The organism is Streptomyces sp. N35 (assembly GCF_016464295.1).
Lineage (GTDB): Bacteria > Actinomycetota > Actinomycetes > Streptomycetales > Streptomycetaceae > Streptomyces.
In genome coordinates this window covers 1-12,069 of sequence record NZ_JAEIMH010000146.1, presented here as the reverse complement: position 1 = coordinate 12,069, position 12,069 = coordinate 1, and the positions used below count along the sequence as shown (strand labels likewise).

Below are 12,069 nucleotides of genomic sequence, written 5' to 3'. Positions count from 1 at the left end.
TTTGGTTTAACTTTCAACAGCTGTGCGATCCGGGCCCGTGTCGCGACCCGCATGGCGTAACGTGCCTGCGGGCCGCCCCTCCCTGAGGCCATTGTGTGACCTCTACAACGTGGCCACCCCTTGAGCAGTCAGTTCGCCTGGCGCCATGGTGGCCGGGGAGGAGCCGTCGTGAACGTGGTGCGGCATTCAGCACGGCGGCTTGACCGCCAGGCCTGCCAGGCGACGTCACCCACGGTGTCCTCGACCAGGGGGGAGTTGCTCGCCGCTCTGGAGAGGGCCGTCTTTCGGCCCTCGTGGCCACCTTCCGCGGCGCGTCACCGCGATGCTGCTAGTAGCGCGCGGCGCGGGGTCGTGTGAAGTCGCTGGGAGGCCGTCCTGTCTGGCGTACGCCGCCACGACACACCCCTTGGCTGGCTATACATGTGAGGGAGCTGAATGGCAGGAGCCGCATGGCGGATAGGAACAGGCTTGGACGTGGCTGCTGCACAGGCGGCCCGACCTGTCGTCCCATGCCTTCCTGGCCTGGACGTACCGGACACTGTCAGGATCGTGAGTGGTCAGCCGGCAGCGATCGGCTGCGCCGCAGGTGCGCGTGGCCGGCGGGCCGCATCAGTGACACCGGTGTGTAGTCCAGAGCCGCCTGGCTAGGTCGTAGCCTCTCGCACGCCACTGAGTTGCGCGTACACCACGGTATTCGCCAAGTACCCTCCCGCGGACCGCGAGTACGCCCCGCCGCAGGTGATCACACGCAGCTCCGGCCGATCAGAGTTGCCGTACACCTGAGCGTCGGGGAACGCATCGGCCCCGTACAGAGCGACACCGTCCACGGTGAACACCGCGGTGCGCCCGTCCTCCCGGTCGACCTCGATCACATCACCCCGGCGCAGCGCCCCCAACTGGTAGAAGACTGCGGGTCCCGTCGCAGAGTCGAGGTGGCCGATGGTGACGGCCGTACCGGTGGAACCGGGTGTCACGCCCTGCTCGTACCACCCAGCCAGCCATGGGTCCGTCGCAGGCGGCACATCGAGCGACCCGTTCGGCACCAGGCCGAGACCGACAAGCGGAGCGTCGACCTGGATGGCCGGGATCCGGATCTGCAGGGGGCGCGAGGGAGGCAGAGGGGGGAGCGCGTTGGTGTGGACGGCCTTCTGAGCTTGCGCCGCCGCGGGACGCGGCGGCGGTTCCGGGGCTCGCACCCCCTCAGCCATTAGCCACGACCCGAGCAGCACGCCGAGCGCGGTGAGCCCGGCCACCGGCACCCGGACCTGGTGGTCGTGCCATTCAGAGCGCCGACGCCCGAGGAGGCGGCTTCGCGAGGGGGGCACGGGCTGACCTCCAGGCGCACTCGGGAACGTAATCGAAGTCGGTAAGAGACGTGAGATGAGGTCTCGGCTCCGGCCTCTTCACCATCCAGAAGCCGGAGCGGAGCCGTGCGCGCACGCGCTCAGACGGGTGGCGGTGTCCGCCGGCTGCGGCGCCGACGCATCAGCCAGGTGCCGCCGACGCCTGTGGCCACCGCGATTGCGGCGCCCATGGCGATCTGACCGGTGGTGTCTTCCTGATTGCCTCCGCCGAGGCCGCCACGTGCCAGGCCTCTGGGTGTGGCAGTGGACGTGGGGCGCGGAGTGGGGGTCGCGGTGCCGGAGACCGTCACTTGAGCTGCGCCAGCTGATGCACCGCCAGTGCAGACCACGGCCACAGTGTGTGTCCCTGGACTGACACCTGTCCATGACGCGCTCTGGCCGGCGCTGCTTGTCGTCAGATCGACCTGCTTGCCCTGGGCGAAGTCTGCGCTGCCGTTGCTCATCAGCGCAGCTTTGCCACCGTTCGGGCAGGCGGTGGTGGAGGCCGTCACGGTTGTCCCGGTGACGCTGACACTGATGTCTGCAGCTGTTGCGGGACCTGCGGCCAGGGCGAGCGGTACCGCGACAGCGGCGACGACCAGTCCGCAGCGCGCGGATATTCGAGTAGTGCGCATGAGCGTGTCCTCCACCGAAGCCCGGGTGGCGGCACTTCCGAAGTGCCACCAGAGGTGGGGGAGGCCCGTGCTCCGTGCCACGAGCCAATGCCCTGCGCGGAGACTGCGCACGCGGAGAGCCCTGCGTGGTCCACGTGCGAGTGACTTGCTCAGCCGGATGGGCTTACGCCGCAGTCAGCGGAGTTGAGCGCCGGGACCGTCAGTGTGAACCGGCAGCCACCAGGTACGTTGTGCACGGCCACAGATCCTGCGTGTGCCGTGACGATCCCCTTGACGATGGCTAGGCCGATGCCTGCTCCGCCAGGAGGCGTCCGGGCTGTGGTCCCGCGCCAGCCTGCGTCGAAGAGCCGAGGGAGGTCCGTCGGTGGGATCCCTCCGCACTCGTCGGTGACGGTGATGACCACGTCCTCGTCCTGGCGTTGTGCCACCAGGACAACCTCGCCGCCGGATGGCGTATGGCGAATCGCATTGGCGAGCAGATTTTGAAGAGCTCGGGACATCTCGCTGTCGTCGACTTCGATCGGTGCGTTCTCCACGTGGCTTCCGATCAGCTTCACGTCGCGGCCTTCGGCCAGTGGATCCGCACAGGAGAGTGCGTCGTCGATGAGGTCGTGCAGGCAGATGCGGCTGCGAGTCAGGGTTAGTGCCCCGGCCTGAATACGAGAGAGGTTGAAGAGGTCGCTGACCATATCTGTCAGCCGGCACACCTCCACGCGGATACGCCTGTGGTAGGCCGACGGGTCGTCGGCTACTCCGTCCTCCAATGCTTCGGCCATGGCTCTCAGGCCGGCCAACGGCGTGCGCAAATCGTGTGACATCCAGGTGACGAGCTCACGCCGCGATGCCTCGAGCGTCCGCTCGCGCTCACGCGCTGCGTTGAGCTGTGCGCCGGCAGCGGCCAACTGTTCCCCAAGGGCCGCCAGTTCTGCTGTTGCAGGGTTGCTCGGTGCAACGAAACTGCCGTCCGTACCCAGGCTGCGGGCGGCCTGCACCAACTGTTGGCTGCTTGCTGCCATCCGCCGACCCAGCAGTACGGCGGTGAACAGTGATACCACCGCCGAGATGGCGCAGACCGTGGTGATGACGGACAGGTCGTGGGGCGAGAGGAACATGGCCTGAGCCACTGAGAGGGTGCCACCGAGCATGGCACCGACTGCCACCGTGGCTACGACAGCCACTGCCACGGCCGCAGAACGGCGCCGTACCAGCCTCAATACGAAGTTGCCGATCATGCCGGCCGCAAGCGCGCCCAGGGCAGCGAACAAGGCGATGATCATGAGGTCGCGCATGACATCACTCGCCATCCGCCGGGGCATCGAACCGGTATCCCGTACCCCACACGGTGCTGATCAGCGAGGGCTGCGCCGGGTCACGCTCCACCTTTGCTCGCAGGCGTCGTATGTGCACCGTCACCGTCGAGAGGTCTCCGAACTCCCAGCCCCATACGCAGCGTATGAGCTCTTCCCGGCTGAACACCTGTCCTGGGTGGTGCAAGAAGTGTGACAGAAGGTCGAATTCGCGAGGGGTGAGAGGGATGCGCTTGCCGTCCCTGCTCACCCGCCGCGCAGAGTAGTCGAGTACGAATCCGGCCTCGCTGAGCGTGGCAGTGCGAGGCGGCTCAGGTGTTGATCGACGCAGTACCGCATTGATGCGCAGAACTAGTTCGCGTGGGCTGAACGGCTTTGTCACGTAGTCGTCGGCACCGATCTCAAGTCCCCGAATCCGGTGCCGCTCATCGTCCTGAGCACTCAGCATCACTACGGGAAGTGGGCCTTCCATGCGCAGCCTGAGGCACACCTCGAATCCATCCATTCCCGGCAGCATCAAGTCGAGGACGACCAGGTCGGGCCGTGCCGCGGCGGCATGACTCAACGCGGTGAACCCGTCGGCCGCGCAGTCGACGATGAACCCTGCACGCTTGAGATATCCCGTGACGACCTCCGCGACGGTCGGATCGTCGTCGACGACGAGGATGCGGCGGGTCGGGGCTTCTGACGGAGGCCGGACGGTCATGGCACGAAGTCTGCAGAATCGCGTGGGCGGATCGTGTCGTCGATGGATGACACTTGAATGTCCTTCGGCCCCGTCGGGGTCTCATCTCGTAAGGGACTCCGCGGCACTGACAGCCGCTGTGAGGACGGATTGTTGGCGACGCGTGAGGCTACGCAGCCGCCGGGTTTCCGCGAGGCCCAACCGCTTCATCAGGGTGGAGCTGTTGGCGGCGGTGAATGCAGGGATCGCCGACAGGAATTCCCTGACGTACAGGTCGCCAACCGATGCGTCGCTGTCCGCTCGCGCAATGAGCTGCGCCCCTTGAAGCTCGCCCCTCCGGAGGGCTGTGAGCAAGGAGCCCCGAGTGGGGGCGGCTGATTCGACGGATATGGGGACCGGATCCACGTGTGCCTCCAATGGTGCTGAAGTGGCCGACGATGTGGGCAGATTCTGCTGTTCTACCGCAGTTGGGGCGGGGGACGGAGGTCGGCCCGTCGCCTGTCACCCATCGATCCACTTTCGCCCCTTGAAGATCAACTTTTGAGTACTGCGCAGGGAGCGGTCCGGACCAATGCTGGGGCGAACTGCTGACCATCAGCCACATGCGCTGCCGGAGGTGACTGCGTGACGATGACCACCTCGGTGGCTGACACGGAAGTGTCCTCTGCGGGCACTCCGCCACCGCGTACGCCCAAGGAACGCAAGCGCGCCCTGGGCCTGGATCGCGGGGCCTGGTTCCTGCTGCTTCCTGCTCTTCTCCCCATTCTGCTCATCAGTGTCGGGCCACTTCTGTACGGAATATCTCTGGCCTTCACCGATGCGCAGGCCGGTCGAGCCACCTCCACGCAATTCATCGGCGGACAGAACTTCGGCGACCTGCTGGACGACGGACTCTTCTGGAAGTCCTTCCGAGTGGGCCTGATCTGGGCCCTTGCAGTGACTGCCCTGCAATTGCTCCTAGCCCTCGGCCTCGCACTGCTGCTCAACCAGAACCTCCGATTCCGCTGGCTGCCGCGCACTTTGGCGCTTATTCCGTGGGCCATGCCTGAGGTGGTGGTGGGCATCATGTGGCGGCTCGTCTACCACCAGGACGCCGGTGTTCTGAACCACACGCTGACCAGCCTTGGTCTGATAAGCCACAACATCGACTGGCTGACGAATTTTTCGTATGCCCTTCCGGCGGTCATCGTCGTAGGTGTTTGGGCCGGGATGCCCATGACCACCGTGACTTTGCTCGCCGGGCTGCAGAACGTGTCCGCAGAACTGCACGAAGCGGCCTCGCTCGATGGTGCGGGGCGCTGGCGCCGGTTCTGCACCGTCACTTGGCCCGCGCTGATGCCTGTCGCCTTGGCGATCGCTGCCCTCAACTTCATCTGGAACTTCAATTCCTTCGGTTTGGTCTACGTCCTGACGCAGGGTGGCCCTGGGGGGCAGACCCGGCTGCCGATGCTCTTCGCGTACGAAGAGGCCTTCAGGTACGGGCAGTTCGGTTATGCCGCGGCGATGGGCTGCGTGATGATCGCGGTGCTTGCGGTGCTGCTCACTGTCTTCCTGCGCAATCGCCTGAAGGAGGGGCAGTGATGGCCAGCGCGCCCATACGCATCCGGGCCGGTCGGTTCGCCGGACGGGGAGCCCAGTATTTGGCTCTCGCCGGCTACATCGTCTTCCTGGCCTTTCCTCTCGTGTGGCTGCTGTCCACGGCGTTCAAGTCACCCCAGGAGCTCGGCTCGATCAACCCGACCTGGGTTCCGGAGCATCCGACACTGGATAACTTCCGCTCGGCCTTCGACCAGCAGCCACTGGGCGGTGCAGCACTCAACAGCCTGCTGATCGCGGGCTCCGCCGCGCTCATCTCGGTAGGGCTCGCGGTACCCGCTGCCTATGTGCTGGTCCGCTTTCGCTCAGCGGTGAGCAAGGCGGCCACCGGCTGGATCCTGATCAGCCAGATGTTCCCGTTCGTGCTGGTGATCATCCCGCTGTTCCTGGTGCTCAAGAACCTGCACCTGATCGACTCCCGACCCGGCCTGGTCCTTGTCTACGTGGTGTGGAACCTGCCGTTCGCGCTGTGGATGCTGCAGAGCTACGTCCGCGCAGTGCCGCCCTCCCTCGAGGAAGCCGCGGCGGTGGATGGCGCCGGGCGGCTACGCACCCTGGTCAGCGTGGTCCTCCCGCTGCTCGCCCCGGGCCTGGTGGCCACGTTGATGTTCTCCTTCGTCAGCGCCTGGAACGAATTCTTCTTCGCCCTCGTCCTGCTCAAGTCCTCGGAGAACCAGACCATGTCGGTCATCCTCACCAAGTTTCTCGGCGCCGAGGGAGCAGCGGATCTCGGACCGCTCGCCGCGGCCTCAGTTCTGGCCACTATCCCCAGCCTGTTGTTCTTCGCGCTGCTGCAACGCAAGCTGACAGCGGGCATGCTCTCCGGGGCGGTGAAGGGCTGATGTCCGCCCTCAGTCGCCGAGCCTTCGCCGCCGCCGCGGCCCTGACCGCCACGACCGCGTTGGCCGGCTGCAGGAGCTCGTCGCGAGGGGCACGCGGCCACGGCTTGCAGTATCTGAGCCTGGCCTGGCAGAAGGATTCCGTCGAGGCCAACAAGGCGCTGGTTGCCGAGTGGAACCGGCGCCGCCCTGACAGCCCGGTCACGTACGTCCAAGGCAGCTGGGACAGCGTGCATGACCAGCTGCTCACCTCCTTCGAAGGCGGCGCGGCCCCGGACATCATCCACAACACGGCCGACGATCTGACCGACTTCGCCGGCGGCGGCTACCTCGCCGACCTTGGCCCTCTGCTGCCCGCCGCGTTGCGGCAGGACATCCCGGACCAGTCCTGGGACACGACCCGCTTCAACGGCGGCATCTACGGGGTGCCGTTCCTTCAGGAGCCCCGCGTACTGATAGCCAACCGTGCCCTCCTGCGCAAGGCCAAAGCCCGCATTCCCACAGTGCAAACGCCCTGGACCTGGGACGAGTTCAGCGATACCACGCGGGTCCTTTCCGGCGGTGGGAAGTACGGCATCGCCTGGGCGATGAAGGAGCCCGTCACCCAGTCCGTCAATCTCTCCCTGGGGACCGGCGGGCGTGTCTTCTACCGTGTGGGCGGCCGCAACGAGGTCCGCTTCGGCGGCAGGGACAGCTATCTCGCCGAGTTCATCAACCGACAGGTGAACAAGGAACGTTCAGCAGCACCCGGCAGCCTCGGCATGGGCGGCTCGGACACCCTGCCCGGATTCTTCGCCGGGAAGTACGCGATGGTGCCGCTCGGCTTTGCGTACCGCCAGCAGGTCTCGCAACAAGCACCGGACGGATTTGACTGGATAGTCCTTCCGTTGCCCGGCACCGAGGGACTGGCTCAGGGCGTCTCCCCGCAGACTCTGTCCATTGCCGAGGACTGCCGGCAGAAACAGGCGGCGATGGAGTTCATCGCCTTCATGGCCGAACCCGCCCACATGGCACGCCTGGCCAAGGGCGACTGGCTGCTGCCCACCGGCCGGCAGGCCTTGACGGACCCCCAATTGGCCATTGATGAGCACGGCTGGCGCACCGGTGTGACCCTCGCGGGCCGTCTGCAGGCATCGCCTGTACTGGGCGTGCGCGGCTACGCCGAGTGGAAGGACAAGATCGCCACCCCCGCGTTCCAGGAGTTCTACAGCGGTGCCATCGGGCTCGATGCCCTGCGCAACAAGCTCGTCCGCGACGGGGGCCGGGTCCTGGATCGCTACCAGCGCTGAACCGCACCATCCGACGTACGAACCCTACGAAGAGAAACCAGAGCTCCGCCGTGAACCCTCCGGATACCCGGCCGCCCCTTCCTCGTCGCCCGCTTCGCCGGGACCGCGCCCGCGGAGCCATGCTCGGCCTGGCTGTGGGTGACGCACTCGGCGCGCCGGCCGAGAACCTCAAGCCGTCGCAGATCCGCGAACGCTGGGGCCGTATCAAGGACTTCGTGACGGCGGATCCCGCCGGCACCGACGACACGGAGTACGCGATCCTGTCCGGCCTGCTCCTTGCCACGCACGGATCGGCGCTCACCGTTGCCGACGTGGAGGCTGCCTGGCACGAATGGATCGCCGACATCGACGAAGGGCCCTTCAGGGGCGCGGGGTTCAGCGAGCGCGGCACCCTGGAGAACCTGCGCCGCGGGCTCGCCGCGCCCGTCAGTGCACAGCACCGCCATGCCTGGAGCGACGGTTTGGCCATGCGGGCCGCGCCCTTCGGGGTGTTTGCGCCGGGTGACTCCCACGAGGCCGCTCGCCTGGTGGCGATCGACGGATCGGTCAGCCACGACGGTGAGGGTCTGTACGGAGGGCAGGTCGTGGCCGCGGCGGTTGCCACAGCCATGACCGGTCTGGGCTGGCACGCGTCTCTGCACCAGGGACTGATGACGATCCCGGAGGACTCCTGGACGGCCCGCTCCATCCGTCGAGCCATGCACGCGGGCACCACTGCCCGACTGGAAGGCTGTAGTCCGCTGGAGACCGAACGGGCGGTGCGTTCGTCCGTGGTGGTGGCCGGCTATCCCTGGACCGATCTGGCTCCGGAGGCCGTCGGACTTGCTTTCGGGGCTGTGGCGGCCGCCGAAGGTGATTTCGTGACCTCGGTCTTGACGGCGGTGAACATGGGCCGTGATGCCGACACGACAGCTGCCATCGCCGGCGCTTTGGCCGGCACGCTGGGCGGCGCGGACGTGATCCCCGAAGCGTGGGCGCAGGCCATCGGCCCGGTCCGAGGCAGCTGTCTGCCCTCCATGGCAGGCCTGCACGTGCTGGACATCGCCGACCGCCTGACCCCGCACAGTGGGGAATGGGCCGCATGATGGACCAGCCCCGGCTTGCCGACCGGATTGCGGGCCTCCTCCTTGGCATTGCCGCCGGCGATGCCGCCGGCTGGCCCTCCGCCCGCCACCGCGCGGCCCGGCTCCCCCGATGGACGCGGCGTCTCGCCCGTGAACTGGATACTTTTGCGGAGCAACAGCAAACGACGACCCTGCCGGTGCCCGTCGCCCTCAACCAGCCCCCGCAGGCGCTGCGCATGGGGCCGTCGGATGACGCCGAGTGGGCGGCCTTCACCGCTTGCGCGATCCTTGCGGCTGCCGCCGATGCGCAGACCGGTGAAGATCTGGACCGGCGTGTCCGCACCTCGCTCGACCAGGCCTGGGTGGCCCTCGCGGAGCAAGTGACAGCTGCTCGGCAGGAGGCACTCGATGTGGAGGACGCCGAACTCCCCATTCGCGCACGGATATCAGTACGGGCCGGGCTGGGCAATCTCGCTGCCGGTCTGCGGCCGCCCGCCACCGGTCATGACAATCCGCACTTCTTCGACGATGCCGCGTGCGTGCGCGCAGCAGTCCTTGCCACCGTCCATCCCGGCGATCCGGCTGCAGCCGCGGACCTGGCCGAGCACGACGCGCGCTACACCCAGGACGACGACGGCGTTTACGGCGCGCGCGCCATGGCCGCCGCGGTGGCCGCCGCACTGGGCGGCACGCCGGCACCGGGCGTTGTGTCTCTGGCGCTTGAGCAGCTGCCCGACGGGAGTGAGGTCCGGCGCAACACTGAGCACGCACTCGAGTTGGCCCGGGGGCTGGAGGGCGCCGGGGGCGACGCGTTCGCCTTGATCCCGCTTCTCGAGCATCAGATCGTCGACCACATCTACAGCTACGGCATTGCCGCCGCCGAGACCGTACCGGTGGCGCTGACGCTCTGCCTGGCCTCGGAAGGCCGCATCGCCGAGGCGGTGCCGATGGCCGCCTGCCTGTCGCGGGTGGCCGACTCGGCGCCCGCCCTGGTGGGGGCACTCACCGGTGCACTGGGCGGTGCGGTCGCGCTGCCCCTGTCGTGGCGCGACGCCTGCGGTGAGCTTGCCGGTTGTGTGCTGCCCGACACTGCTGGGCTCCAGCTGGCTGTGCTGGCCGATGAATTGGCCTACGCCGTCGCCCTGTCCGAGGGCGGCGTTTCAAGGAAGGAACGGATTCGCCATGCTGACTCTTGAAGATCGTGCCCGAGGCTGCCTGGTGGGAGCGGCGGTCGGCGACGCCCTCGGGGGTGCTGTCGAGGGGTGGACCACGGAGCAGATCGCGGAACGCCACGGCGGTCCCGTGCAAGGTATCGTCGCGCCGTTCTACGAGAACTGGCGCACTGCCCGCCCCATCGCGCCGTATCACAAGGGTGATGGGCACGTCACCGACGACACTTTGATGACCCATGCCCTGGTCCGCGTCTACGATCGGGTCCGCGATCACCTCGATGCGTACGCTGTCGCCGACCACCTTGTTCCCGAACTCATGGGCAACCCGGTGTGGATCCCCGAATTCGAGGCTGAGGCGCTGCCCCTGCAGCGCATCTTCCTCGCCGAGAAGTGGATTGTCGCCCGCCTGCATTACGGGCATGTGGACCCCCGTGAGGCGGGCGTCGGCAACATTGTCAACTGCGGTGCGGCGATGTACATGGCGCCAGTCGGCATAGTGAACGCCGGCAACCCGCGCCGTGCCTACGCCGAGGCGATCGACGTCGCCGGCGCCCACCAGTCCTCCTACGGCAGGGAGGCCGCAGGGGTCTTCGCTGCAGCGGTCGCCTCGGCCTTTACCCCGCGCGCCACGGTGCGCACCGTCGTCGAGGACTGCCTGGTACTGGCCAAGGACGGTACCCGTACTGCCATCGAGGCGGTATGCGAGACGGCTGAGAAGTACAGCGACTGGGAGGACGCGCTTCCTGCTCTGCGGGCTGCTGTCGAGCCCTTCGACACAGTCGGTCCGGAATATCGCAAACCCTCCCTCGGGGCGAGGCGCCCCTCGCGGCTGCATGCCATCGAAGAGCTTCCTGTCGCGCTCGGTCTGCTCCTCATCGGTGACGGCGACTATCGCAAGACGGTGCTGGGGTCGGTCAACTACGGGCGGGACTGTGACTCGATCGCCACGATGAGCGGCGCGCTCGTGGGAGCCCTCCACGGCAATGCCGCCATCCCGGCCGAATGGAGCCGTGAGGTGGCGACGGCCAGCCGGCTGAATCTCGAAACGCCGGCTGCAACCCTTGCGCAGGTCGCCCGTGAGGTGTTCCTGCGCGATGTTGAGCGTCGGAAAGCCCACGAGGCCGCGTTTGGTGCGATCGCGGGTGCCCGATGACTGGCTCCGAACCCCGGCTGCGCCTGACCTGGGTGCAGCCCGAAGACCTGGTCGGTCACGAGCTGCGACAGGCTGCCCAGGACGGCCGGGACGCCTCCGCCATCGCCCGGCGCTGGGCCATGTCGGGCGGACAGGTGGCGCCTTCGCGGGCCGGGTCCTCCGATCGTCCCGGTGGCCCCCAACTGCGCGCCCTGGCCGGACAGCTCCTTGGAGAACTCGCCCTGTTGCGCTCACCGTTGGCCATCGACGAGCCGACCGGACTGGACGCGATCCGAGCCGCCTGTCCCCGCTGGCCTGTCGGTCCGGGCTCCCTGGCGCGCCCCCAGGACCTGACCGACCGGCTGCACGGAGCCTGGCTGGGACGGGCCGCAGGCTGCCTGCTGGGCAAGCCGGTGGAGAAGCTGATGGTCGCCGGTATCCGTGACATCGCCCGTGCCACCGACAACTGGCCGCTGGACACCTGGTTCACGGAGGTGGGTCTGCCCCCCGCCATCACACAACTGTGGCCTTGGAACCGGCGCAGCCGGAGTACCTCGCTCGCCGAGAACATCAACGGAATGCCGGAGGACGACGACCTCAACTATCCGCTGCTGGCCCTGCTGCTCTTGGAGCGGCATGGCCATGAATTCGCCACCGCTGACGTGGCTCAACTGTGGCTGGACGAGTTGCCCGCGGGCCGTACCTTCACCGCGGAACGCGTGGCCTATCGCAACCTTCTGCTCGGCCTCGAACCGCCTGCCACGGCCCGGTACCACACCCCCTGCGGGGAATGGAGCGGCGCACAGACCCGCGGGGACGTGTTTGGCTGGACCAAGCGGGGGGATCCGGCGGCCCCCGCCGAGGCTGCCTGGCGCGATGCTGTGCTCTCGCACACCGCCAACGGCGTGTACGGGGCGATGTTCGCGGCAGCGATGCTGGCGGCGGCAGCCGGCGGCGAGGACGACGGCCATGGCTGCCTCGAAGCGGGCCTGGCCGTGGTGGCCGGA

Annotated in this window: 11 protein-coding genes; 7 read left to right on the top strand and 4 right to left on the bottom strand. The window is 67.6% G+C overall.

Annotated features, from left to right (window positions below; translation table 11 throughout):
• Window positions 1–644: 644 nt before the first annotated feature.
• From JAO81_RS40385 to JAO81_RS44175, 4 genes are all read right to left on the bottom strand, one after another.
• Complete coding sequence (locus tag JAO81_RS40385; RefSeq protein WP_199552995.1) at window positions 645–1,208, bottom strand: class F sortase; 564 nt, start codon at window positions 1,206–1,208, stop codon at window positions 645–647.
• Window positions 1,209–2,127: 919 nt separating this feature from the next.
• Window positions 2,128–3,267, bottom strand: a complete 1,140-nt coding sequence (locus tag JAO81_RS40380) for a sensor histidine kinase KdpD (RefSeq protein WP_199552993.1) — start codon at window positions 3,265–3,267, stop codon at window positions 2,128–2,130.
• Window positions 3,268–3,271: 4 nt separating this feature from the next.
• Window positions 3,272–3,991, bottom strand: a complete 720-nt coding sequence (locus JAO81_RS40375; RefSeq protein ID WP_199552992.1) for a response regulator transcription factor — start codon at window positions 3,989–3,991, stop codon at window positions 3,272–3,274.
• An 81-nt stretch (window positions 3,992–4,072) separates the two neighbouring features.
• Window positions 4,073–4,375, bottom strand: coding sequence for a hypothetical protein (locus JAO81_RS44175; RefSeq protein ID WP_374194421.1), 303 nt, complete (start codon window positions 4,373–4,375; stop codon window positions 4,073–4,075).
• A 225-nt stretch (window positions 4,376–4,600) separates the two neighbouring features.
• Here JAO81_RS44175 and JAO81_RS40370 point away from each other — a divergent pair, with 225 nt between their 5' ends.
• From JAO81_RS40370 to JAO81_RS40340, 7 genes are all read left to right on the top strand, one after another.
• Window positions 4,601–5,551 (top strand): carbohydrate ABC transporter permease, encoded by a 951-nt coding sequence (locus tag JAO81_RS40370; protein WP_199552994.1) that lies wholly within the window; start codon window positions 4,601–4,603, stop codon window positions 5,549–5,551.
• Entirely contained in the window at window positions 5,551–6,408 is an 858-nt protein-coding gene (locus JAO81_RS40365; RefSeq protein WP_199552991.1) for a carbohydrate ABC transporter permease, read from the top strand. Before JAO81_RS40370 ends, JAO81_RS40365 begins: the two co-directional genes overlap by 1 nt.
• Window positions 6,408–7,694: an extracellular solute-binding protein gene (locus tag JAO81_RS40360; RefSeq protein WP_199552990.1), complete on the top strand. Its 1,287-nt coding sequence runs from the start codon at window positions 6,408–6,410 to the stop codon at window positions 7,692–7,694. Before JAO81_RS40365 ends, JAO81_RS40360 begins: the two co-directional genes overlap by 1 nt.
• A 119-nt stretch (window positions 7,695–7,813) precedes the next feature.
• Entirely contained in the window at window positions 7,814–8,779 is a 966-nt protein-coding gene (locus JAO81_RS40355; protein ID WP_199552989.1) for an ADP-ribosylglycohydrolase family protein, read from the top strand.
• The gene (locus JAO81_RS40350; RefSeq protein WP_199552988.1) at window positions 8,767–9,954 is read left to right on the top strand and encodes an ADP-ribosylglycohydrolase family protein; all 1,188 of its coding nucleotides are present in this window, start codon (window positions 8,767–8,769) and stop codon (window positions 9,952–9,954) included. Before JAO81_RS40355 ends, JAO81_RS40350 begins: the two co-directional genes overlap by 13 nt.
• A complete protein-coding gene (locus JAO81_RS40345; protein WP_233416601.1) occupies window positions 9,941–11,083 on the top strand; it encodes an ADP-ribosylglycohydrolase family protein in 1,143 nt (380 codons plus the stop codon). Before JAO81_RS40350 ends, JAO81_RS40345 begins: the two co-directional genes overlap by 14 nt.
• Window positions 11,080–12,069 (top strand): ADP-ribosylglycohydrolase family protein (locus tag JAO81_RS40340; protein WP_199552986.1); only part of this gene is annotated, 990 nt, incomplete at its 3' end. The genes JAO81_RS40345 and JAO81_RS40340, both read left to right, overlap by 4 nt.

Excerpts from the sequence above, each read along its gene's own strand:
- JAO81_RS40365 (WP_199552991.1), top strand. The coding sequence starts at position 5,551 with ATGGCCAGCGCGCCCATACGCATCCGGGCCGGTCGGTTCGCCGGACGG.
- JAO81_RS40350 (WP_199552988.1), top strand. The coding sequence starts at position 8,767 with ATGGGCCGCATGATGGACCAGCCCCGGCTTGCCGACCGGATTGCGGGC.
- JAO81_RS40355 (WP_199552989.1), top strand. The coding sequence starts at position 7,814 with ATGCTCGGCCTGGCTGTGGGTGACGCACTCGGCGCGCCGGCCGAGAAC.
- JAO81_RS40345 (WP_233416601.1), top strand. The coding sequence starts at position 9,941 with ATGCTGACTCTTGAAGATCGTGCCCGAGGCTGCCTGGTGGGAGCGGCG.
- JAO81_RS40375 (WP_199552992.1), bottom strand. The coding sequence starts at position 3,991 with ATGACCGTCCGGCCTCCGTCAGAAGCCCCGACCCGCCGCATCCTCGTC.
- JAO81_RS40380 (WP_199552993.1), bottom strand. The coding sequence starts at position 3,267 with ATGCGCGACCTCATGATCATCGCCTTGTTCGCTGCCCTGGGCGCGCTT.
- JAO81_RS40360 (WP_199552990.1), top strand. The coding sequence starts at position 6,408 with ATGTCCGCCCTCAGTCGCCGAGCCTTCGCCGCCGCCGCGGCCCTGACC.
- JAO81_RS40370 (WP_199552994.1), top strand. The coding sequence starts at position 4,601 with ATGACCACCTCGGTGGCTGACACGGAAGTGTCCTCTGCGGGCACTCCG.
- JAO81_RS40385 (WP_199552995.1), bottom strand. The coding sequence starts at position 1,208 with ATGGCTGAGGGGGTGCGAGCCCCGGAACCGCCGCCGCGTCCCGCGGCG.